Genomic DNA, 22,627 nt, shown 5'->3' with positions numbered 1-22,627 from the left:
TCCTTGTCGGAATGGCTTGTTCTCGCCCTCGCGATGGCCGCCGCGGCCGTCGTCGTCCTCGTCGTCACCTTCGTACGGCACCGCACGGTCTCCGAGGACGACGATCCGTCCGACACCCCGGACGTCATCGAGTACATGACGATGATGATCGGCGTGGTGTACGCCATCGTGCTCGGCCTCGCCATCGCCGGAGTCTGGGAGGCGCGGGGCCTCGCCGAGGACCACGTCCAGACGGAGTCGCAGGCGCTGCACGAGATCGACGAGCGTGTACGCGTCTATCCGCCCGACGTCCGCGACCGCATCCGGAAGGACGTCGACGCCTATGTCGATCACGTCGTCACCACCGAGTGGAAGACCATGGCCGACCACGGCCACGTCACGGGGCGGGGAACCGAACTGCTGAACCGGGTCCGCCAGGACGTCACCGCCTACGAACCCAGGACGGACTTCGAGGCCCAGGCCTACCAGCCGCTCCTCGACCAGGTGACCGCGGCGGACACCGCGCGCACCGCCCGCGCGGACTCGACGGCGCCGACCATGCCGGGCGTCGTGTGGTTCGGTCTGATCACCGGGGCCGTGGTGACCGTCGGGCTGATCTTCGCCCTGCAGATCCGCCGCACCGCGCGCGAGGTGATCCTGGCGGGCCTGTTCGCCTCGCTGATCGCCTTCCTGCTCTTCCTGATCTGGGACTTCGACGCGCCGTACAGCCGCGGGATCACGGCGACCGCCGACCCGTTCCTGACGCACTTCCCCGACGCCGGGAAATGACCTCCCCCGGCGCCGGGGATTGACGGACCCGCTTCCAGGCGCCCGTACCCGTGCCCGGGGGCGGGCGCCACGCCGTGCCCGTCCCCCGGACGCGGGTACGGGATACCCGGTTCGGCCCACACGATTACCCCGTTCGCGCGACTCCGATCGCGCCCGCACCCGCACTTTCCTAGCGTTTCGGTCATCGAGGTGCATGTACGGCGCAGCGGAAACGGTCCGCGGGCTGCTCCTCGGGACCCGGAGGACTCACCATGCGCGCGATACGCGTCGCCTCGGCCGCACTGCTGGGCATGACCGCACTCGCCCTCGCCACGCCCGTCGCCGTCGCCGAGGGCGACGGGGGCCATGAGCCGGACCGCAACATCACCTCGTTCGGCTTCAACGTCTCGCCGACGACGATCGCCGCGGGAGGCCGCGTCTCGCTGTCGGTCAACGGCTGCAAGAAGGAGACCAGGGTCAGTTCCGGTGTCTTCGACACGGTGACGATCCGCAGGGGCCAGTCCAACGCCTCAGCCACCGTCGACTGGGACGCCAAGCCGGGCGCGGTGTACGAGGTGACGTTCCAGTGCGGGCACGAATCCGGCCACACGGACCTCACCATCGCGGGTGGCCGCCCGGACGACCCGACGCACCCGCCTGCCCACCGGGGCGTCAAGGCGGGCGTCGGCGGTACGGCGGGCGGCTTCGACCTCGGTCAGATCGGCCTCGGGGCGGCGCTCATCGCCGGCTCGGTCGGCGCGGCGTACCGCTGGTCGCGCAGGCGCGCCGGCGAACAGGGCGGCTGACGCACCGGACGGCCCTTCGCACCGGGACCCTTGAGGGTCCGGGGCGAAGGGCCGTTCACGTGCGTTCCGGTCTCCGAGTGCGTTCCGGTCTCCGAGGGGAAGAAGCCCGTCCGACGAGGAGGCGGGGGTCAGATCCTGCTCTCGGCGCGGCGGCGCATCCAGAACACCCCGCCGCCGACGAGCGCGAGGCCGACCAGAGCGCCGCCGATCGCCATGTCGGTCGGCGTGGCGCCGTCGGAGCTGCTGCCGCCGAGACCACCGCGGACACCGCCGATGACGGTGAAGGCGGCGGACTTCGTCAGGGCGGGCTTGCCCTGGCAGTGGACCCTGATGTCGTACGCGCCGGGGGAGGCCGAACTGTTGATGGTCGCGGTTCCCTTCGACGTCTCGCTGTGGTTCCTGATCGGCGAGAGATCGGCCCGGGGGAAGGCCCTCGACGTCATGCTGCCGCCGTGCGGGCACCCGTCGACGGTCACGGTGAGCTGTCCGCCCCGGGCGATGGCGCTGGGCATGGCGACGATATTGCTAGAGGTGTCCCAGGCGACGGCCTGGGAGGCGGTGAGTCCGAGGGCGGCGATTGCTGTCGCAGAGACCGCCAGGGCACGAGTGCTACGCATGTGATCCTCCGCGGGAGGCGCCCCGGGGAACGTCCCCGGGTCGATCGGCGAGAGAACGCCTCCCAGACAGACACTCAGTTGTCGTGCACAGGGCCGCATTTCGAGAATGGTCCGTCCTGGTGAGAGGACACGCCGACGAAAAGGAACACAATCGGATATTGCCGCAGGTCACGGACCGTCAGAAATTTCCTCGCGGCCACGACTCGGATGGCGCACGGCGGCCCTGTCCACCACCCGTTCGCCTTTCTCCCGTCGCCCCTCGCGCGGGCTGCGCTTAGCGTTCTCGTATGCGCGACGGACGTTGGCGACGGCCGCGTCGAGAGGGGTTTGCGAATGTCCGTGTCCGAGCTGGCCGAAGAGGAGGAGCGCCCGAAGAAGCGCGCTCCCTGGGGTGTCATAGCGCTTGTTCTGCTGACCGGCCTCGCTCTCATTCGCAATGGCTCGGGAGAGTTCGACGTGGGGCCCCCGCAACCCGCGACGGCCGCCGCCGCGGACAGCGCGGGCACGGACAGGTCGCGGCCCGGCGCTCCGGCCCCCCTGTCGTTCTCCGTGGCGGACCGCATCAGGATCCCGGCGATCCAGGTCGACGCCCCCGCGGTGCCGGTGGGCCTCGACATGGAGGGCTGGGTGGACGCGCCGCCGCCGGAGGACCCCAATCTCGCGGGGTGGTTCTCGGGCGCGGTGTCTCCCGGCGAGAAGGGCACGGCCGTCGTCGTGGGCCATGTCGACAACCAACAGGGACCCGCCGTCTTCTACGGTCTCGGTGCCCTGAAAAAGGGGAACCGCGTGGAGGTCCGACGCAGGGACGGAAAGACCGCCGTGTTCGAGATCTACGGCATCGAGGTCTTCGAGAAGAACAATTTTCCCGGCGACCGCGTCTACGGGAACACCGGGAACCCCGAATTGCGGGTCATCACCTGCGGAGGCGGTTTCTCCAAGCAGAACGGCTACGACGGGAATGTCGTCGCGTTCGCCCGCCTGGTCGACGTCCGCTGAACGCCGCCGGCCGGGTGGGCAAGGAGCCCGCCCGGCCGGAGTCCGTCCGGGGTCCGTCCGAGGTCCTAAGAGCTGTCCCGTAATCCCCGGCGGGCGCACGACGACAGCTACGGCACCTCGCTGCGTTGTCGGATCGCCCGAATACGCCCAGTATGAGGACGACCCTCCGCCTTGCGATGCACCGCATCTGACGCCGCGCGCTGATCCACCGGGGATTACGGGACAGCCCTTAGGTGAATCGCCGCCGGGGCACGGTGATGTGGTACCCCGAGTCCAGCAGCCGCGGCAGATAGTCGCGCAGGGCCCGCACGCTCTGTGAGCGGTTGCCACCCGAGTCGTGCGCGAGGACCACGACACCCGGGCCGGCCCCCTTCATGACCCGGCGCTCGATGGTCCTGGCGCCCGGCGTGGTCCAGTCCAGGGTGTCGACGGTCCAGGCCAGCGGCTCCATGCCGAGGTCGGAGCCGACCTCGAAGACGGCCCGGTTCCAGGCCCCGTACGGCGCGCGGAACCAGCCGGGCCGCTCGCCGTACGCCTCCTCGATGACATCGCAGGTGCGCTCCATCTGGGAGCGGATCGCGGATCTGCTCAACCGGGTCATGAGCGGATGGGACCAGGTGTGGTTGCCGACGACGTGCCCCTCGTCCGACATCCGGCGCAGCATGTCCTTGTTGTCGGCGGCCATCTCGCCGCACACGAAGAACATGGCGCGTACGTCGTGCGCCTTGAGGGTCCGCAGGATGCCGGGGGTGTAGCGGGGATCGGGGCCGTCGTCGAAGCTCAGCACCATGCTGCGCTCCCGCCCCGACATCCGCAGGAACGGCTCGTGCCGTACAAGGGTGCGGGCGGGCGTGCCACGGGCCGGCCCGTATCCGGCGATGGGCTGAAGCCGGTAGGCGGAGGGCCTGCGGACCGCTCTGTTCGCCTGGGCCCCGGCCGCGGGCGCGGCTGGCACGGCGGAGGACCGGGCCAAAGGGCCCGGCTCGGCGCCGAGCCGCTGTGCCGCGCCGGCCGCACCCGCCGCTCCCAGGGCGGCGGCACCGGCGAGCAACGCCCGGCGCCGCGAGAGGAACTGATCCTTTTTCATGACTGATCACTCGCCCGGCGGTGGTGTGCCACAGCACCTCGCCACCGGTGCGGTCGTATGAAAACACCCATTGGGAGCATCTGCCGGGTGGCCCGGAACCGGCGGGCGGGGGTCCCGGACCACGGCCGGCTCCGCCTGTTCCGATAGCCTCGGGCCGTGACGGAACAGCACTCCCACCAGTTCGAACGTGGCACCGACGGACCCAGGGTCATCATGGCCGGCGTGGACGGCTCCGAGTCCTCGCTGCGGGCGGCCTCCTACGCCGCGGGGCTGGCCCGGCGGCAGCGGGCTCTGCTCACGCTGGTGTACGTACAGCCGGTGATGGCGGCGGGTGCGGCGCTCGGGGTGCCGGTCGCCGACACGACCGACCAGATCGCCGAAGGGCTGGTCCGGGACATCCAGGAGGCGGCCGAGCAGGTCAAGGGCATATTCGATGTCCGCTGGGAGTTCCACACCTTCCGCGGCGACCCGTACAACGGGCTCGTGTCGGCGGCCGAGCAGCTGAAGGCGGACGCCGTCGTGGTCGGCGCGTCGGAGCAGGCGGGCCACCGGATCGTCGGTTCCGTCGCGATCCGGCTGGTGAAGGCGGGCCGCTGGCCGGTGACAGTGGTGCCGTAGACCGGTGACGGTGGGCCGGTGGCGCTGTGCCCGTGGGCCGGTGACGGAGTGCCGTGGGCCGGACCGTCGAGGACGGGACACATGCGGAGGCGGAGCCTTCCCTCCCGGTTGACCGTTCGTCGTACCGTTCGCCGACGGGTTCGACCGTTTGCCGACGAGCCGTGTCCTGGCCCTGTCCTGGCGGGACGCCCTGCGCTGGCATACGGCCATGACGGCCGCCATCACCATGACCAGCAGGACGACCGCCGAGCACGAGCTGGCCGAATTGCAGCGGGAGCACGGGGCACCGCTCTTCGCCCTGATGCTGAGGCTCTCCGACGGAGACCGCCAGCGCGCCGAGGATCTGGTGCAGGAGACATTCGTACGCGCCTGGCAGCATCCCGAGGCCCTGCGCGCCGACGACTTCGATTCCGTACGGCCCTGGCTGCTGACCGTGGGGCGGCGCCTGGCCATCGACGCGCGGCGGGCCCGGCAGGCGCGGCCGGCGGAGGTCGGGGACGCCGTGCTGGAGAGCGCGCGGGTCGCGGCGGATCACGCGGAACGCTCCGTGGCGACCCTCGATGTGCGGGAGGCTGTGAAGACTCTCACTCCCGAACACCGTGAAGTCCTGGTGCAGGTGTATTTCCGCGGGGCCAGCGTGGCGGAGGCCGCCGCCGCCCTGGGTATTCCGGCCGGTACGGTGAAGTCCCGCGCGTACTACGCGCTGCGCGCCCTGCGCAGGGTTCTTCCGGGTTATGCGCCCGACCTGCGATGAAACCGCGGGTTAGGTCAAGCCTCCGTAAAGCGCCTTGCTGAGGATCATGTTTGAGCAATCAGCTGTCCTCATCCGTGTTTCCCGACGGGGCCCGGGTTCGGGCGACGCGCACGCACCGGAGGAAGGCAGGAAGGGATGCTGCACAGAGGTCAAGAGAGCACGGACGGCGCCGGCGGCGGAGAACTCACCGTCCCCATGGCGTGGTTGTACGCGGAGTACATCGCCGACGAACTGCTGCGGACCGGCGACCTGATGCCGCCGACGTCCTTCGAGTTCCGCGCCGGGCGCGATGCCCTGGCTCTCACCATCTTCCTGTCGGACACCAGTGGCGAGCTCTCCGGCATCCGGGTGGTGACGCAGCTGGAGACGTGGCTCTCGCTGACGGCGTACGACCAGCCGTGGCAGGACTGGGTGGGCGAGCGCCTGGCCGGGCTCGCGGCCGAGGCCGCCGACGCGGGCGGTCCCGCGCCGGATCTCGATCTGGCGACGGCGGCCTGGCGCTGGCTGGAGGAGACCGAACTGCTCGCGCCCGACCTGGACGCGGTGCCGGGCGGTGGCCCCGTCATCGGCGAGGACGACGGCCCCAAGGTGTGGACCCCGGCATGGCAGCTGGGGCTGCCGCTCGGGCATCTGGCGATCCATCTTTTCTGATTTTCCGGCCCGATCCACACACCGCTTCACACACCGCTTCACAGACCGATCCACACACCGATCCACCGACGGAGCCCCCGGCGGCTCCCCTGACCAGTTTTTCTCGAACCTCGACCAATCCGTGGGTCCGACCGCTCCGAATCTCCAGGTTGCATTCCGGACGGGGCTTGAGTGATTCGGCGGTCTCCTGCGTACCGGTGGGCAAGTAGCTACTCCCCGCACACCCCCACCCATCGGCACGGCATGAGGATTTGGTATGAGGTCGCTGGAACGCCACCGCGACGTCGGCGCATACGCGCTAGGCGTGCTGGACGAGGCGGATGCCTTCCGCTTCGAGGACCACCTCATGGAGTGTCCCCAGTGTGCGGTTCAGATACATGAACTGTCCGCGACGACACGGTCGTTGCGGGCGTACGCGCAAGCGACGCCACGCTCGGTGAACCCCATGACCCAGGCGGGACCGGGTCTGTTGGACCGGCTCCTGGACGATGTCGTCACGGCACGCAGGAGCGGGCGCAGGCGCTGGCTGTTCGCGGTCGCCGCCGCCGTGGTCTTCGCCGTCGGCGGGCCCGCGGTCGCGGTCTTCTCCGGGGACGAGAGCTCCGGCGTCAGGACGGTCGCCGCGACCGATCCGGGAACCGGCGTGTGGGCCGAGGTCACCGCCCAGGACCGGGCCTTCGGCAGCGAGGTGGACGCCAAGGTCAAGAACGCCTCGGCCGAGCAGTCATGCGAACTCGTCGCCATCGGCCACGACGGCTCGGAACAGGTCGTCCTGAGCTGGACCGTGCCCAAGGGTGCCTCGGCGCCCTCCGCCGGTATGCAGGGCGCCGCCGCGATGCATCCCGCGGACATCGTCCGGTACGAGGTGCGCACGACGGACGGGAAACGTCTCGTGACGATCGAGGCGCCCTGAGCGCCCGCTATTTCAGGAACTTGCTCGTCCTGCGGTCCGCGAGGGGCTTGCCGCCCGTCTGGCAGGTGGGGCAGTACTGGAGCGACGAGTCGCTGAAAGCGACCTCGCGGACGGTGTCCCCGCAGATCGGACAGGGTTCGCCCGTCCGGCCGTGGACGCGAAGTCCGCTCTTCTTCTCGGCCTTGAGCCGGCCCGCGGCGACTCCGCGGGAACGCCCGACGGCTTCCAGGAGGGTGGCGCGCAGCGCCTCGTACAGCCGTCGGGTCTCCTGCGGGGTCAGCGCGGAGGCCAGCTTGAAGGGCGACATCCTCGCGGCGTGCAGGATCTCGTCGCTGTAGGCGTTCCCCACCCCAGCGACCAGGCTCTGGTCGCGCAGAGCACCCTTCAGCTGTCTGCGCTCGCCCGCCAGGAGGGCGGCGAAGCGGGCCTCGTCGAAGTCGTCGGCCAGCGGGTCCGGGCCCAGGCGGGCCACCCCGGGTACGTCCGAGGGATCCCGTACGACGTACACCGCCAGCCGCTTCTGGGTGCCCGCCTCGGTGAGGTCGAAGCCCTCGCCTGTCTCCAGGGCGACACGCATCGCGAGCGGGCCCTTGCCGGAGCGGGGAGGCCCGTCGGGCAGCCGGTCCTTCCAGTGGAGCCAGCCCGCCCGGGCCAGATGCGTGACGAAGTGCGGGCCGCCGGCGGTCCGCAGGTCCAGGAACTTGCCGTGCCGGTGCACGGCCGTGACCTCGCGGCCCTCCAGAGCGCCGAGCGGCGGATCGTACGTCTTGAGCACACTGATCGCGACGGGCAGTACGCGGATGATCTCGTGGCCGACCAGGTGCTCGGCCAGGAAGTCCTTCAACGCTTCGACCTCGGGCAGTTCCGGCATAGATCCCAGGGTGCCACCGACGCCCCGTAAGGGGCGCGCCCAGCCCCACCAGGCCGCACTTCACCCCCACGCGAACCGGCCCCTTCACTCCCGTTCCGGCACGAGGAACGTGAGGTGGGCCGCCGGGCGAGGTGGCAGCAGAGCTGCCCCTTTTCCCAGCGGCCTCCTCCCGAACCCGTCGTGCGACGTTAATCGCAACGGGCTCTCCAGTGACTGCCGTGAGCTGCGGTTGCGCGTCCAACGTGGATGCCGTCGTGGCAGGTTGAGCAGACCACGAGTGTCTTGCGTCGTTTCCTGGTCATGAGAGCCGCCCAGTTGGGTTGTTCCTGCCCGAGCCGGTCGAGGTCTGCGAGCTTGCGGACCTGGTGGACCTGGATCTTCTCGGTCTGTCCGCAGAGTTCGCAGAAGCCTGCCAGCAGCCGCCTGGTCAACTCACGTCGACGAGGGGGACTGTGGGCGGGGTCGCGGTCCTTCAGGACTGCGGACTTCTGCCGTTTGAGTGGAATGCCACCGAACTGTGCGATCAGCGGTTTCCTGCTCGGGGCACGGGTGATGCTGGCCTGGAGACACTTGCGAGGCCCGGCCGGGGTGTCGATGGTGGCCTTGTACTTGCGGGCCATCTTCGACATGGTCGAGCGATGCTTGTTCGCCAGGGAGCACAGCAGCGAGGACTGCATGACCCAGTGCAACCGGCTCAGTTGGAAGACGTCACCGGCGAGCAGGTAGTACTGAACGATTCCGCGGTACCTGGCGCCGTAGATGCTGACGATGGTGTAGTCGTCGTAGTTGAGCATCGAGGTCTGCCGCGCGGGTTTTCCGCGTTTCAGGTACGGGGCGCATTTGGCCTTGATCACGTCCTTCGGGACGCGCAGTTGAACGGTGCCGTTGACCGACCGGCGCTGGCGCCTGCGGCCTGATCTCCGTTCTGCCCTGCTGTCGTCCTTGTGGATCGTGATCTCGTATCCGAGGAATCTTGCCCTGCCGGTTCCGGCGTGAGTGATCAGCGTTTTCTCCTGCGACAGTTCGAGCTTGAGATCGTCTCGCAGGAACTGAGTCAGGCGCTGTTTGATTTCCTCGGCTTCAGCCTTCGGTCCGGTGAACCCGATGAGGGTGTCATCGGCGTATCTCACGTAGCGTAGACGGCGGTATCCCGGGTCGGACATGTCCTGGCTCGGGAGGCTGTGCTGCCGCTTGCGCAGGGCGCGCACTTCGGCGCGGTCTCCGCGCCTGCGTGCCCGCAAGATAGCCGCTTCGACCACACGGTACTCAGGGTTCCTCGCCCTGAGCTTTCCACGGGTGTATTCCGGCATGAGAACTGTTTCGACGAAAGTGTCCAGCTTATGCAGATAGATGTTGGACAGGGTGGGCGAGAGAACTCCACCTTGTGGTGTGCCACTGAGTGTGGCGTTCCACGTCCAGTCCTCTAAGTATCCGGCTCGGAGCATGTTCTGCACGAGTCGCAGGAACCGGTTGTCGTGGATTCTTTCACCCAGGGTTTCGAGCATCACCTGATGGTCAAGCGAGTCGAAGCACTGGGCGATGTCACCCTCGATGAACCAGGTTGTCCCTGTCCACACCACTGCCACTTCACGCAGTGCCGAGTGGCAGCCTCGGTCGGGGCGGAAACCGTGGGACCGGTCGGAGAACTGTGGCTCGTAGTACGCCTCCAGCAGGAGGCGCATCACTTCACCGACCAGTTTGTCCGTCCATGACGGCAGGCCCAGCGGCCTCCTCTTCCCGTTCTTTTTCGGGATGTAGGTCCGCTGCACTGGCTCGAATCGAAAACGCTCGTGACGTAGCGCATCAATAATGCGTTCGATCTTTTCCAGTGACATGCCGTCTGCGGTTTCCCCTGAGGCCCCGGGTGTCATCGCCCCCTGGTTGGAGTAGATGCGTCCGTGGGCCATCAGATACAACTGCGGGTTGAACATTTGCCGATACAGCTCATTGCATGGCAGGTTCCGCCTGCCGCGTTCACGGAGGATCTCAAGCACCGCTTCGGCGTTCTGCATTTCGCATACCTCCCGGTCTTGTTGATCCCACATCACCTGTGCCCCTTCGCCCTGTTTCCGGCTTTCCCGGACTCCTTGGCAGGTCGTTACTCCTGCGACTACTACGGGCACTCCGTCACCATGGGGCTCGCGCCCTTTAGGTGATCCCCTGTTTCATCTGAATGTACGTTCTAGCGCGATTTAGGCGCCCCACTCATCTCCTTGAATTCCCTCACTGGGAATCGCCCCGCTCCCTGGAGTTGCACGGGCCGTGCAAAGTAGCCCGTGCAGAGAACCGCGCCGGCATCAGGTATCTTTCCGGCGGACCTGTCTTTTAGTCGACTGGAGATTGAGGTTCAGGCAATCCAGCTTTCACCATGTCGCGCGGGTCTCGCGGCGCACCGTCCCTAATACCTGGACCCGGTCACCGCTTTCCTGACATGCTACGGTCCCCTCCGCCTTTCGACTTCAGGTAAGTCATTGGACCCAGGGATATCCTCCAAATCCCTCCCGGCTCAGCCGGGGATACATTCAGACGCCTCCAGGGCGCACTCGCACCAGACGCACTTGCCGCCGCCGCGGGCCTCCACGCCCCACACGTCCGCGATGCGGTCCACCAGCAGGAGGCCCCGCCCGGAGACACCGGACTCCCCCGCCTCCCGGCGCCGGGGAAGCGCGCTGGACGCGTCCTCGACCTCGACGCGGATCCGGCGGTCCGGACCGGTGAGGGCGCGCAGGGTGACGACGGTGGCGCCCTCCGTGTGCATGAGGGCGTTGGTGATCAGCTCGTCGGCGATCAGCTCGATCTCGTCGGCGCGCTCGCGGGCGCCCCAGGCCCGTACGGCGGCGCGGACCATGTGCCGGGCCTCGGTGAGCGCCTCCGGGTCCCCGGGCCCCACGTGCTGCTGGACCCGCCCGCCGGAGCGCTGCGCGTCCCTGGCCGCCCGACGGAGCAGGAGCAGTGCCACGTCGTCCTCGCCGCCGCGTTCCTCCGCGACGTCGATGAGCCGGTCGGCCAGCTCGTGGACGTCGTCGGGTCCCGTGGAGACGAGCGCGCGCAGGGTGCGCATGCCGTCGGCGAGGTCGACGCCCGGTTGTTCGACCAGGCCGTCGGTGCACAGGAGCAGCGTCTGTCCGAGGTCGAGTTCGATGGTGCTGACCGGGTATTCGAGGCGCCCGAAGAGGGCGGACAGACCGAGCGGCAGGCCCCCTTCGACGGGAAGCCGGCGGCAGCCGCCGTCCGTGTCACGGAGCAGCGGGTCGATATGGCCGGCCCGGACGAGCTGCATCACTCCGGTGGACAGGTCGGCCTCGACGTACAGGCAGGTCGCGAAGCGCTCGGTGTCGAGTTCGTGCAGGAAGACGGAGGCGCGGGCCATCACGGTCGCCGGGGTGTGGCCCTCGGCCGCGTAGGCGCGCAGGACGATGCGCAGCTGACCCATGACCGCGGCCGCGTGCGTGTCGTGCCCCTGGACGTCACCGATGACGGCGCCGACCCTGCCGCCGGGCAGCGGGATCACGTCGTACCAGTCGCCGCCGATCTCACGGCCGAGGGAACCGGCGCGGTAGCGCACGGCGACGTCGGCGCCGGGGACCTTCGGGATCGTGCGCGGCAGCATGGCCTGCTGGAGGCCCTGGGCGAGGTCCTTCTCCTGCTCGTAGAACATGGCGCGCTGGAGGCTCTGCGCGATGCTGCTGCCGAGGGCGACGAGGACGTTGCGGTCCTGGGCGGAGAAGCCGCTCCGGTCGTTGTAGAGCAGCCCCATGGCTCCGATGGGCCTGGCCTGCGCGATGAGGGGCAGATAGGCCGCCGAGGTGACGGCGAGTTCGGTGATGTGGGGCCACAGCAGCGGATAGAGCTGGGCGAACTCCTTCGGCGACTCGATGAAGCGCGGGGTCAGGGTGCGCACGACCTCGCTCATCGGGTACTGCTCGTCGATGCCGGTGACCAGGGTGCCGGGCACGAAGCTGCCCTTGGGGCCCTCCGCGACCAGCCGGATGCGGCCGGCCTCGACGAGCCCCATGACAAGGCTGGTCGCGCCCAGGTGGGCGACGCCCTGGTTGTTCTTCAGGGCGTCGATGACGTCCTGGACCGTGCGGGCGTGGGCGAGGGCCGCCGTGGTGATCTGTACGACGTTCGTCTGCCGGCGGCGGGCCTCGATGTCCAGAACGGCCTTCTCGCGACGGTCCTGGGCCTCGCTCAGTTCCCGGGTGGCGTCACGGATGATGCCGATGATGCGGCGCGGCCGGCCGGTCGCGCCGCGCTGGATGTAGCCCTGGGTGTGGGTCCAGCGCAGGGTGCCGTCCCGGCGGCGGACGCGGAAGTACGCCCCGTAGTTCTCACTGCCGTCCTTGAGGGACTGGGAGACGTGCGTGTCCAGGCGGTGGGCCTCGTCCGGCGGCACGCGCGGGGCCAGGTTCTCCGGACGGTCGGCGTATTCCTCGGGAAGCACGTCGAAGATCTCGTGCGCCAGGGCGTCCATGCGCATGAGACCGGTGTCCAGGTCCCAGTCGAAGCTGCCCATGCGGTTGAGCGCCAGGATCGGATCCGGTTGGTCCGGCCAGTCGTCCGGGAGTGACAGAGCGCTCTCACCCCGATCAACCATGAGCCCACCTTGTCAGGGTTTATCCGAATCCTCGACTCGGCGCAGGGCGTGAAGTCCGGTCGCTCCGCGAACAGGGCCGCCCTGCGCCACCATGAGGGGACACACGAGGGGCACGAGGGACGACAAGAGGGACGAGAGGAAAGGGAGCGGTCGGCGTGGAGTGGTTCACCGCCCCCGAGTACTGGACCGGCCGACTGGTCTTCCAGCGGGCACTGGCGGTGGTCTATCTCGTCGCGTTCCTGGGCGCGGCTCTCCAGTTCCGCGCGCTGATCGGCGAACGCGGCATGCTGCCGGTGTCCCGGTTCGTGGCCCGGGTGCCGTTTCGGCGGGCGCCGAGCGTGTTCCACCTGCACTGCTCCGACCGCTTCTTCGCGGCCTGGGCCTGGACGGGCTGCGCGGTGTCGCTGGCACTCGTCGCGGGGCTGGACAACCGCCTTCCGCTGTGGGGCGCCATGCTGCTCTGGCTCACCCCCTGGGTGCTGTACCTGTCGATCGTGAACGTCGGCCAGACCTGGTACGGCTTCGGCTGGGAGTCCCTGCTCCTGGAGGCCGGCTTCCTCGCGGTGTTCCTGGGCAACGACGAGATCGCGCCGCCCGTCGTGGTGCTCTTCCTGCTGCGCTGGATCCTGTTCCGGGTGGAGTTCGGGGCCGGCCTGATCAAGATGCGGGGCGACGCCTGCTGGCGGAGACTGACCTGCCTCGACTTCCACCACGAGACCCAGCCGATGCCGGGTCCGCTGAGCTGGTTCTTCCACCGTCTCCCGAAGCCGTTCCACCGGGTCGAGGTGGCCGCCAACCACGTCACCCAACTCGTCGTTCCGTTCCTGCTGTTCGTCCCGCAGCCGGTCGCCGCGGCAGCCGCGGCCCTGCTGATCGTCACCCAGCTGTGGCTGGTCCTGTCCGGCAACTTCTCCTGGCTGAACTGGATCACGATCGTGCTCGCCGTCCCGGCCCTGACCCTGCCCGGCAAGGCCCCTGAGGTCCCCGGCACCCCGCTCTGGTACGAGGTCGTGGTCCTGTCGGTCGCGGCGCTGATCGTGTTCCTCAGCCACGGCCCGGTCCGCAACATGGTCTCCCGCCGCCAGACCATGAACCGCTCCTTCGACCCGCTCCACCTGGTGAACACCTACGGGGCGTTCGGCAGCGTCAGCCGGATCCGGTACGAGGTGGTGGTCGAGGGCACGGCCGACCCCGTACCTCGCCAGGACGCGGGCTGGCTGGAGTACGAGTTCCGGGGCAAGCCGGGCGATCCCCGGCGCTGGCCGCGCCAGTTCGCGCCCTACCACCTGCGGCTCGACTGGATGATGTGGTTCGCCGCGCTCTCCCCCGCCTACGCCGGGCCCTGGTTCGGCGGCTTCGTGGAACGGCTTCTGGAGAACGACCGCGACACGCTGCGCCTCCTGCGCCGCTCCCCGTTCCCGCCGGACGCCCCACCCCGCTACGTCCGGGCTCGCCTCTACCGCTACCGCTACACGACGTGGCAGGAACTGCGGAGGACGGGCGCGTGCTGGGAGCGGTCGTATGTGCGGGAGTTCCTGCCGCCGACGCGCCTGGACTCCTAGGAGGCTGCTGGGTGCTTCTGGGGGGTGTCCGGGCTCAGAGACCGTAGACACGGGTGGCGGTGCCCGAGAAGATCTCCTCCCGCTCGCTCTCACCGAGCTTCCCGGTCAACCGGGCGGCGATGTCCACGACTTCGGCGTACGTGGCCACGAGGGTGCACACCGGCCAGTCGGAGCCGAACATGAGCCGGCCGGGTCCGAAGGCTTCGAGCACCGTGTCCCCGTAGGGAGCCAGGTCATCCACCAGGTCGCCCACCGGCCGGCCCCGCGGATCCGCCTCCGTGACCATCCCGGAGAGCTTGCAGACGGTGTTCGGCAGGGCGGCGAGGGCCCGCACGCCGGTGGCCCAGGGCTCCAGCTCACCTGTGCCGATGGACGGCTTGCCCACGTGGTCGAGCACGAAGGTGAGGCCGGGGTGCCGCTCCGCCGCCCGCGCGCAGGCGGGCAGTTGGTGCGGCAGGACGACGAGGTCATAGGCGAGGCCCGCTTCCGCGACCGCCGCCAGTCCTCGGCGTACGTCCTCGCGCAGCAGCCATTCCGGGTCCGGTTCGCCCTGCACCTGGTGACGGATGCCCCGGAGGTGCCGGCCGCCCGGCAGCCCTCGAAGGCGGGCCAGTTCGTCCGCGACGTCGGGACGGGTGAGGTCGGTCCAGCCGACGACCGCGCCGATCAGCTCGCTGCTGTCCGCCAGTGCCAGGAACTCGGGGGTCTCCTCCGCCACCGTGATCGTCTGCACCAGGACGGTTCGGGCGACTCCGGCGGCGCGGGCTTGCGGGCCCAGCTCCTCGGCCGTGAAGTTCCGCCGCAGCGACGTGAGTTCGGGGCCGACGAGCCAGTCCTGGTCGCGTACGGAGAGGTCCCACACGTGATGGTGGGCATCCACGGCATCCGTGCGGCCCGTCACGGCAGCTCCCACACGACCGGCAGCCCCGCCTGCGAGCCCTCGGCCGAGTAGTCGTGGACCACGTCCAGCAGCTGGGCCATCCGGGACTGCCAGGCGATGTTGACGGGCAGCTTCTCCAGTTCGGCGAGCAGCCGTGCGTAGTCCTCGCACTCCAGGAGATGGAAGAGGTCGGGGCCGCTGCGCCAGATGGTCCAGGACGTGGCGCCCGCGGCGCGGATCGCGTCCGTGAGTTCTCCGGGGACCTCGCGGTGGGCGGCCTCGTACGCGTCGACGCGGTCGACGCGCACCTTGGTGTGCAGGGCGACTCTCATGACGGCTCCTCGGACGGGACCGGAGCTTCGACGGGCAGGAGTCCTCTCTCCCGCAGCTCCTGCCAGTAACCGGCGGGCACGAGGGCCGTGAACTGCGTTGCGCAGTCGCGTACTTCGTGGGGCGACCGGGCTCCGACGAGGACGGCCGCGACCGCCGGGTGGGCCGCGCAGAAGGCGAGGGCCGCCGCCCGCAGAGTCGTGCCGTGCCGGTCCGCCGCCGCCTTGAGGGCCAGCGCCCGGTCCAGCAACTCGGGCGGCGCGGCGCTGTAGTCGTACCTGGCCCCGGGCTTCGGGTCGGCCAGCAGCCCGGAGTTGAAGGCGCCGCCGATGACGACGGACGTGCCGCGTTCCTGGGCCGCCGGCAGCAGGTCGGTGAGCGCCCGCTGGTCGAGGAGCGTGTAGCGGCCGGCGCAGAGGACCACGTCGACGTCCGTGTCGCGGACGAAGCGGGTGAGCATCTCGGCCTGGTTCATGCCCGCGCCTATCGCGCCCACCACCCCCTCCGCACGCAGTTCCTCCAGCGCCGGATACCCCTCGCGGAAGGCTTCCTCGGCATGGTCGTCCGGGTCGTGGAGGTAGACCACGTCCACCCGGTCGAGACCGAGCCGCTCCAGACTGGCGTCGAGGGTGCGGCGTATCCCGTCCGCGCTGAAGTCCCACGTCCGGCGGTGCGTGGCAGGCACCGCGAACCCGTTGGCCAGGTCGTCGCCGCCCGCGTCGGTGGGTTCCAGCCGGCGGCCCACCTTGGTCGAGACGGTGTACGCCGACCTGGGACGCTCGCGCAGGGCCGCGCCGAGACGTCGTTCGGAGTGGCCGATGCCGTAGTGGGGCGCGGTGTCGAAGTAGCGGATGCCCGCGTCCCAGGCCGCGTTCACGGTCGCGTGCGCCTGCTCCTCGGGGACCTCGCTGTAGAGGCCGGCGATACCGGCGGCCCCGAGACCCAGCGCGGTGACCTCGACGGCACCGCGGCCGAGCGCATGGGTGCGTATCTGCTTCCGCATGCCGGTCACCGGCCCGCCGGGCGCAGCCGCAGCCCCTGCATCCCGCCGTCGACCGCGAGGGCCGTACCGGTGGTGGCGCCCGACAGCGGGCTCGCCAAGTAGGCGATGGCGCCCGCGACCTCATCGGCCGAGACGAGGCGCCCGGTGGGCTGGCGGGCCTCCAGGGCGGCCCGCTCGGCGGCCGGGTCGGACGCGGCGTCCAGGAGGCGGCCGACCCACGGGGTGTCCGCCGTGCCGGGGTTCACGCAGTTGACCCGGATGCCCTCACGGATGTGGTCGGCGGCCATGGCGAGGGTCAGCGACAGGACGGCGCCCTTGGACGCGGAGTACAGGGCGCGCTGCGGCAGGCCCGCGGTGGCGGCGACGGAGCAGGTGTTGACGACGGCCGCGTGCGACGACTTCCGCAGGTGCGGCAGGGCTGCGCGGGCCGTCCGGACCATGCCGACGACGTTGACGTCCATCACGCGGTGCCAGGTCTCGTCGTCGTTGTCCTCGACGGTGCCCTGGGCGCCGATGCCCGCGTTGTTGATCAGCACGTCCAGGCCGCCGAGGTCGGTGACCGCGGCGGCGACGGCCCGGCGTACGGAGTCGTCGTCGGTGACGTCGGCCCGATAGCCGAGCAGGGGTTTCTGGACGCCCTCCGGGTCCAGGTCGAGCACGGCGACCCGGGCGCCGCGGGCGGCGAGAAGTTCCGCGGTGGCGCGGCCGATGCCGGAGGCGCCACCCGTCACCAGCGCCTTGAGTCCCTCGAAGTCACTCATGCCGCCTGCTCCTTCTGCTGCTTGTGCGTCTGCTGCTGCTTCTGCTCGGTCTGCTGCCGGTCGAGGTCGGCGGCCCAGAACGTGCCGCCGGGGAAGGTGAACTCGGCGATGGACTCCGGCCGCATGGTCGCCGAGAAGCCGGGCAGGGTGGGTGCCATGTAGCGACCCTCTCCGATCACCACCGGGTCGAGGAAGTGGTCGTGCAGATGGTCGACGTACTCGATCACGCGGTTCTCGGTCGTCCCCGAGAGCGCCACGTAGTCGAACATCGAGAGGTGCTGGACGAGTTCGCACAGTCCGACACCGCCGGCGTGCGGGCAGACGGGGACGCCGAACCTGGCCGCCAGGAGCAGGATCGCGAGGTTCTCGTTGACGCCGCCGACCCGGGCCGCGTCGATCTGCAGGACGTCGATGGCGCCCGCTTGGAGCAGCTGCTTGAAGATGATCCGGTTCTGTACGTGCTCACCGGTGGCGACCTTGACCGGCGCGACGGCCTTGCGGATGGCGGCGTGCCCGAGGACGTCGTCGGGGCTGGTGGGCTCCTCGATCCAGTACGGGTCGAACTCGGCCAGCGCCCTGGTCCACTCGATGGCCTCGTCGACGTTCCACCGCTGGTTCGCGTCGACGGCGATCCGGATGTCGGGCCCGACGACGGCACGGGCCACCCGGCAGCGGCGTACGTCGTCGGCGAGGTCGGCGCCGACCTTCAGTTTGATCTGGGTGAAGCCGTCGGCGACTGCCTGGCGGGCCAGCCGGGTGAGCTTCTCGTCGGAGTAGCCCAGCCAGCCGGGCGAGGTGGTGTAGCCGGGGAAGCCGCGCTCCCTCAGCAGCGCGGTACGTTCCGCCGAGCCCTCCCTGCCCCGGCGCAGCAGGCTGAGCGCGTCCTCGGGAGTGAGGACGTCCGCGATGTACCGGAAGTCCACCTGGGTGACGAGCCATTCGGGGGTCGCGTCGGCGAGGAGCTGCCACAGGGGCTTGCGGGCGCGCTTGGCCGCGAGGTCCCAGACGGCGTTGACGACGGCGCCGATCGCCATGTGCATCACGCCCTTCTCGGGCCCGAGCCAGCGCAGTTGGCTGTCGCCCGTGAGGTCGCGGGCGAGTGATCCCGGGTCCGCGCACAGCTCGTCGACCGACCGCCCGAGGACGTGCGGGCGCAGCGCCTCGATCGCGGCGACCTGGACATCGTTGCCCCGCCCGATGGTGAAGGTGAACCCGTGCCCCTCCGGGCAGTCGCCGGTGTCGTCGTCGGTGCGCAGGACGACGTACGCCGCCGAGTAGTCGGGGTCCGGATTCATCGCGTCGGACCCGTCGAGCTCACGCGAGGTGGGAAAGCGGATGTCATAGGTGTCGACCGCGGTGATGCGGGGAGCGGCGGATGAGGACACAGGAGTGCCTTTCGGTCAGGGACAAGGAGGCGGACTGTCGAGGTCCGGTGCGGCATCGCGCCCCGTCAGGGGCGCGGGGCTGTGACATCCGCGGCTCCGCCGCATGGGCGCGCTCAGCCACAGCGGACCCGCAGGCGCACACAACGCCCTAAGGGCTGTCCCGTAATCCCCGGTGGATCAGCGCGCGGCGTCAGATGCGGTGCATCGCAAGGCGGAGGGTCGTCCTCATACTGGGCGTATTCGGGCGATCCGACAACGCGGCGAGGTGCCGTAGCTGTCGTCGTGCGCCCGCCGGGGATTACGGGACAGCCCTTAGTCCTGCGCACGGCCAGTGGTGACGCGGGCGATCATCAACGCGACCAGGATGATCCCCCCGTAGATGGCCTGGATCCAGAAGGACGGCACCTGTGCGAGGGTGAGCAGGTTCTGGACCACTCCGAGAAGGAGAACGCCCGTAAGGGCGCCGAACATCGTGCCCTTGCCGCCGTCGAGGCTGATCCCACCGATCACCGCGGCAGCGAACACCGTGAAGATCATGTTCTGACCCTGGTTGGCGTTGATCGCGCCGACATACCCGGTCTGCATCAGCCCACCGACCGCGGCCAGCGTCCCCGCGACGACGAACACGCCGAGCATGACGCGCTCGACCCGGATACCGGCCGCGCGTGCCGCGTCCGGGTTGCCGCCGATCGCGTACAGGGCCCGCCCCCAGCGGTGGTACTTGAGGACGCAGCCGGCCACTCCGAACGACGCCGCCGCCAGCCACACCGAGATGGGCACGGTCAGGAAGGTGGTGGTGGCCAGCGTGTAGAAGGTGTCGGGCATCCCGAACAGCGTCTTGCCCTCGGTCGCGCCGACGAGCAGACCGCGCAGGATGATCAGCATCGCGAGCGTCACGATGAACGCGTTGAGCTTGAGCTTCACGACGAGGAAGCCGTTGAACCCGCCGATGACCGCGCCGACGACGAGGATCGCGAGCAGGGCGACCCCCGCGGGCATCTCCGTGCCCCAGCCGGACTGCGCCGCGGGCAGCAGCAACAGTGCGCCGACGGCGGGCGCGATGCCGACGACCGACTCCAGGGACAGGTCGAACTTGCCCGTGATGAGCACCAGCGACTCGGCGAGGACCACCATCGCGAGGGCCGCCGAGGCACCCAGGATGGAGATCAGGTTCTGCTCGGTGAGGAAGGCGTCGTTGACGAACGCACCGAGCACGAGCAGCAGCAACAGGGCCGGTACGAGGGCGAGTTCGCGTGCCCTGCGCAGGAGTACGGCTTTGGCGTCGGCCTTGCTCCGCAGTGGCCGCAGGGGGGTGGGGGCCGAGGCCGACGGGGCCTTCGTGTCAGCCATGGTGGTCCACTCCTTCGATGGAGGCGATCAGCTCGTGGTCGCGCCAGCCCGCCGGATGCTCGGCGACGACACGGCCGTGGAAGAGGACAAGGACGCGGTCGCAGCGCCGCAGGTCGTCGAGTTCGTCGGAGACGACGAGGACGGCGGTGCCGTCGTCGCGGGCCGAGTCCATGCGGGAGAGCAGGGACTCCTTGGACTTCACGTCGACGCCCGCGGTGGGGTTGATCAGGACCAGCAGCCTGGGGTCGGAGGCGAGGGCGCGGGCCATGACGACCTTCTGGGCGTTGCCGCCGGAGAGGTCGGACACGGGCTGGTCGGGCCCCTCGGTGTGGATGTCGAGGCGCTCGATCAGCTCGCCGGCGAAGCCGCGTCTGCGGTCGGTGCCGACGAATCCGTACCGCCCGAGCCGGTCCAGGACGCTCAGGGTCGCGTTGTCCCCGACGGTCATGCCGAAGACGAGACCCTGGCCGTGCCGGTCGCGCGGCACGCAGCCGACGCCGGCCCGCAGAGCGGCGGTCACATCGCCGAACGGCAAGCGCCTGCCCTCAAGTTGGGCGCTTCCGCCCGTCGGTGTGTGCAGCCCCGTGAAGGACTCGGCCAGCTCGATCTTGCCGCTGCCGCTGGACCCGGCGAGACCGACGACCTCCCCGCCGCGCACGGTCAGGTCGACGCTCTCGTACGAGTCCGAGGTCAGCCCGTGCGCTTCGAGGACGACGGGCGCGTCGGCGTCCACCTCCCCGCGGGCGGCCTTCTCCTCCACCGCGGCGATGGACTCCCCCGCCATGGCCTCGACCAGGGCGGCCCGCGGCAGGTCGGCCACCGGCGCGGTGGTGATCCAGCGGGCGTCCCGCAGGACCGTCACGGTCTGGCAGACCTCGTACACCTCCTGGAGGTGGTGCGAGATGAACAGGAAGGTGACGCCGGACTCCTGGAGTGCGCGCATCCGGGTGAAGAGGCGCTCGATCTCCCGGTTGTCGAGCTGGGCGGTCGGTTCGTCGAGGACGATGAACCGCGCGCCGAAGCTCAACGCCCGTGCGATCTCCACCATTTGGCGGTCCTCGACCTTGAGGTCGGCGGTCCGCGCCTCGGGGTCGACGTGCACGTCCCAGGTGTCGAGGACCTCGGCGGCCTCGCTCCGCAGCCGGCGCCAGCTGATGAAGCCGCCGCGACCCCGGGGCTGCCGGTTGATGAAGAGGTTCTCGGCGACCGTCAGCTCAGGTACGACGGTGGGCTTCTGGTAGACGCAGGCCACCTTGCGCCGCCAGGCGTCCCGGTCGGTCAGCGAGGGCGCGGGCTCGCCGTCGAAGTGGACCGTGCCCTCGTCGGGTGCCTGGAGACCGGTCAGGACGGTGACGAGGGTGGACTTGCCCGCGCCGTTGCGGCCGACGAGAGCGTGGGACTCGCCGGCGTGCACGGTCAGTTGTCCGTCGGCGAGGGCGACGGTGGGGCCGTACCGCTTGGCGATGCCCCGCGCCTCAACGAGTGGAGTACTCATTCGACCGTGTTGCCCCACAGCTCGGGGTCGTCGACGTTCTCCTTGGTCACCAGCGGCGCGGGCAGCTGGTCCTCAAGGATGCCGCTCGACAGCTTGACGATCTCCGAGTCGTGGTCGGTCGGCCCGGGCTTGAACGTCTTCCCCTCCATCGCCGCCTTGATGTAGTACATGCCGTACTTGGCGTAGAGGTCGGCCGGCTGCGAGACGGTGGCGTCGATCTGGCCCTTGCGGATCGCGTCGAACTCCTGCGTGATGCCGTCGTTCGAGACGATCGTGATGTGGCCCTTCTCGCCGGCCTTCTTCAGCAGCCCCTTGGACTTGAGGGTCTGCAGCGTGGGCGCCAGGTACACGCCGCCCGCCTGCATGTAGATGCCCTTGATGTCCGGGTTGGCGTTGAGGAGCGTGTCCAGCTTGGAGGCCGCGGTGTCGGACTCCCACTTGGCGGGGATCTCCAGGACCCTCAGCTTCGGAAACTTCTCCTTGACGCAGGCGCGGAAGGCCTCGGAGCGGTCGCGGCCGTTGACCGAGGCGAGGTCGCCCATGATCTGGACGACCTTGCCGGAGGGGATCTGCTCGCCGAGGTACTCGCAGGCCTTCTCCCCGTACGCGACGTTGTCGGCGCGGACGACCATCGCGACCTTGCCCTTCTCGGGCGCCACGTCCACGGCGACCACGGGCACGCCCTTGCGTTCGGCCTGGTCGAGGCCCGCGGAGATCGCGGCACTGTCCAGGGGGGCCACGACGAGGCCCTTCACGCCCTGGTTGAGCTGGTTGTTGATGTCCGTGATCTGCTGCGAGGGGTCGCTGTTGGAGTTGACGGTCTTGAGGGCGTCGACGTCCTCGGACTTCGCCATCTTGGGCACGTAGTCGTTGTACGACTGCCAGAACGGCGAGGTCAGCAGGGGCAGGATCACCCCGACCTTGCCGCTGCCGTCGCCTTTGCCGCCGCCGGAGTCGACGGTGTCCTTGGTGCTGCCGCACGCCGTGAGCGCGAGGGCGGCGCAGACGGCCGCAGCCGTCGCACAGATCGCTCGCGAGGCGTTTCGCCCGTTCCTGTACCGCACAGTTCTGCCGGCCATCTATCGGCTCCTCATTGAGCGTGATCCAGCGTGATCGAGCAGGTGCCACGCATATTTATCAGACCACTTCGCTCTGACAACACCCCTGGGTCGCTAATTTTGCTGTTTTTGCGCGTAGTGGTCGG

The 22,627-nt window shown here is 69.6% G+C and carries 21 protein-coding genes; 8 read left to right on the top strand and 13 right to left on the bottom strand.

Annotated features, from left to right (window positions below; translation table 11 throughout):
• The first annotated feature begins 3 nt into the window (after positions 1 to 3).
• On the top strand, positions 4 to 768 hold the full coding sequence (locus ACIOKD_RS24595; RefSeq protein ID WP_402087775.1) for a hypothetical protein: 765 nt from the start codon (positions 4 to 6) through the stop codon (positions 766 to 768).
• 251 nt (positions 769 to 1,019) lie between these two features.
• Positions 1,020 to 1,553, top strand: a complete 534-nt coding sequence (locus ACIOKD_RS24590; RefSeq protein ID WP_402087773.1) for a hypothetical protein — start codon at positions 1,020 to 1,022, stop codon at positions 1,551 to 1,553.
• 128 nt (positions 1,554 to 1,681) lie between these two features.
• Here ACIOKD_RS24590 and ACIOKD_RS24585 read toward each other — a convergent pair whose 3' ends face one another.
• Complete coding sequence (locus tag ACIOKD_RS24585; RefSeq protein ID WP_402087770.1) at positions 1,682 to 2,170, bottom strand: hypothetical protein; 489 nt, start codon at positions 2,168 to 2,170, stop codon at positions 1,682 to 1,684.
• 333 nt (positions 2,171 to 2,503) lie between these two features.
• Here ACIOKD_RS24585 and ACIOKD_RS24580 point away from each other — a divergent pair, with 333 nt between their 5' ends.
• A complete protein-coding gene (locus tag ACIOKD_RS24580; protein ID WP_402087767.1) occupies positions 2,504 to 3,166 on the top strand; it encodes a class F sortase in 663 nt (220 codons plus the stop codon).
• A gap of 229 nt (positions 3,167 to 3,395) precedes the next feature.
• On the opposite strand, the gene ACIOKD_RS24575 is transcribed toward ACIOKD_RS24580, so the two are convergent.
• On the bottom strand, positions 3,396 to 4,253 hold the full coding sequence (locus tag ACIOKD_RS24575) for a polysaccharide deacetylase family protein (protein WP_402087765.1): 858 nt from the start codon (positions 4,251 to 4,253) through the stop codon (positions 3,396 to 3,398).
• 156 nt (positions 4,254 to 4,409) lie between these two features.
• On the opposite strand from ACIOKD_RS24575, the gene ACIOKD_RS24570 reads away from it, so the two are divergent.
• From ACIOKD_RS24570 to ACIOKD_RS24555, 4 genes are all read left to right on the top strand, one after another.
• Positions 4,410 to 4,871, top strand: coding sequence for a universal stress protein (locus tag ACIOKD_RS24570; protein ID WP_402087762.1), 462 nt, complete (start codon positions 4,410 to 4,412; stop codon positions 4,869 to 4,871).
• A gap of 208 nt (positions 4,872 to 5,079) precedes the next feature.
• A complete protein-coding gene (locus tag ACIOKD_RS24565; protein WP_402088148.1) occupies positions 5,080 to 5,625 on the top strand; it encodes a sigma-70 family RNA polymerase sigma factor in 546 nt (181 codons plus the stop codon).
• Between the two features lie 135 nt (positions 5,626 to 5,760).
• Complete coding sequence (locus ACIOKD_RS24560; RefSeq protein ID WP_402087759.1) at positions 5,761 to 6,276, top strand: hypothetical protein; 516 nt, start codon at positions 5,761 to 5,763, stop codon at positions 6,274 to 6,276.
• A gap of 256 nt (positions 6,277 to 6,532) precedes the next feature.
• A complete protein-coding gene (locus tag ACIOKD_RS24555) occupies positions 6,533 to 7,189 on the top strand; it encodes an anti-sigma factor family protein (RefSeq protein ID WP_402087756.1) in 657 nt (218 codons plus the stop codon).
• Between the two features lie 7 nt (positions 7,190 to 7,196).
• Here the strand turns inward: ACIOKD_RS24555 and ACIOKD_RS24550 are convergent, their stop codons facing one another.
• From ACIOKD_RS24550 to ACIOKD_RS24540, 3 genes are all read right to left on the bottom strand, one after another.
• Positions 7,197 to 8,060: an Fpg/Nei family DNA glycosylase gene (locus tag ACIOKD_RS24550; protein ID WP_402087753.1), complete on the bottom strand. Its 864-nt coding sequence runs from the start codon at positions 8,058 to 8,060 to the stop codon at positions 7,197 to 7,199.
• A 188-nt stretch (positions 8,061 to 8,248) separates the two neighbouring features.
• On the bottom strand, positions 8,249 to 10,072 hold the full coding sequence (locus ACIOKD_RS24545; protein WP_402087750.1) for a reverse transcriptase domain-containing protein: 1,824 nt from the start codon (positions 10,070 to 10,072) through the stop codon (positions 8,249 to 8,251).
• 494 nt (positions 10,073 to 10,566) lie between these two features.
• Positions 10,567 to 12,657 (bottom strand): SpoIIE family protein phosphatase, encoded by a 2,091-nt coding sequence (locus ACIOKD_RS24540; RefSeq protein ID WP_402087748.1) that lies wholly within the window; start codon positions 12,655 to 12,657, stop codon positions 10,567 to 10,569.
• Positions 12,658 to 12,812: 155 nt separating this feature from the next.
• On the opposite strand from ACIOKD_RS24540, the gene ACIOKD_RS24535 reads away from it, so the two are divergent.
• Positions 12,813 to 14,219 (top strand): lipase maturation factor family protein, encoded by a 1,407-nt coding sequence (locus ACIOKD_RS24535; RefSeq protein ID WP_402087746.1) that lies wholly within the window; start codon positions 12,813 to 12,815, stop codon positions 14,217 to 14,219.
• Between the two features lie 34 nt (positions 14,220 to 14,253).
• Here ACIOKD_RS24535 and ACIOKD_RS24530 read toward each other — a convergent pair whose 3' ends face one another.
• From ACIOKD_RS24530 to ACIOKD_RS24495, 8 genes are all read right to left on the bottom strand, one after another.
• On the bottom strand, positions 14,254 to 15,120 hold the full coding sequence (locus tag ACIOKD_RS24530; RefSeq protein ID WP_402087743.1) for an amidohydrolase family protein: 867 nt from the start codon (positions 15,118 to 15,120) through the stop codon (positions 14,254 to 14,256).
• Entirely contained in the window at positions 15,117 to 15,431 is a 315-nt protein-coding gene (locus ACIOKD_RS24525; RefSeq protein WP_402087741.1) for an L-rhamnose mutarotase, read from the bottom strand. Before ACIOKD_RS24525 ends, ACIOKD_RS24530 begins: the two co-directional genes overlap by 4 nt.
• The gene (locus ACIOKD_RS24520) at positions 15,428 to 16,432 is read right to left on the bottom strand and encodes an aldo/keto reductase (RefSeq protein ID WP_402087739.1); all 1,005 of its coding nucleotides are present in this window, start codon (positions 16,430 to 16,432) and stop codon (positions 15,428 to 15,430) included. The genes ACIOKD_RS24525 and ACIOKD_RS24520 overlap by 4 nt, the downstream gene beginning before the upstream one ends.
• Before the next feature lie 5 nt (positions 16,433 to 16,437).
• Positions 16,438 to 17,193: an SDR family NAD(P)-dependent oxidoreductase gene (locus ACIOKD_RS24515; RefSeq protein WP_402087736.1), complete on the bottom strand. Its 756-nt coding sequence runs from the start codon at positions 17,191 to 17,193 to the stop codon at positions 16,438 to 16,440.
• Positions 17,190 to 18,578 (bottom strand): L-fuconate dehydratase, encoded by a 1,389-nt coding sequence (locus tag ACIOKD_RS24510; RefSeq protein ID WP_402087734.1) that lies wholly within the window; start codon positions 18,576 to 18,578, stop codon positions 17,190 to 17,192. Before ACIOKD_RS24510 ends, ACIOKD_RS24515 begins: the two co-directional genes overlap by 4 nt.
• Before the next feature lie 312 nt (positions 18,579 to 18,890).
• Complete coding sequence (locus ACIOKD_RS24505; protein WP_402087732.1) at positions 18,891 to 19,928, bottom strand: ABC transporter permease; 1,038 nt, start codon at positions 19,926 to 19,928, stop codon at positions 18,891 to 18,893.
• Positions 19,921 to 21,423, bottom strand: coding sequence for a sugar ABC transporter ATP-binding protein (locus ACIOKD_RS24500; RefSeq protein ID WP_402087730.1), 1,503 nt, complete (start codon positions 21,421 to 21,423; stop codon positions 19,921 to 19,923). Before ACIOKD_RS24500 ends, ACIOKD_RS24505 begins: the two co-directional genes overlap by 8 nt.
• Complete coding sequence (locus tag ACIOKD_RS24495; protein ID WP_402087728.1) at positions 21,420 to 22,502, bottom strand: sugar ABC transporter substrate-binding protein; 1,083 nt, start codon at positions 22,500 to 22,502, stop codon at positions 21,420 to 21,422. The genes ACIOKD_RS24500 and ACIOKD_RS24495 overlap by 4 nt, the downstream gene beginning before the upstream one ends.
• Between the last annotated feature and the right edge of the window lie 125 nt (positions 22,503 to 22,627).

The organism is Streptomyces sp. NPDC087844, assembly GCF_044742785.1.
Taxonomy (GTDB): Bacteria; Actinomycetota; Actinomycetes; order Streptomycetales; family Streptomycetaceae; genus Streptomyces.
Note: the sequence above shows the minus strand (reverse complement) of the source record. Positions and strands in the feature narration are given on the sequence as shown.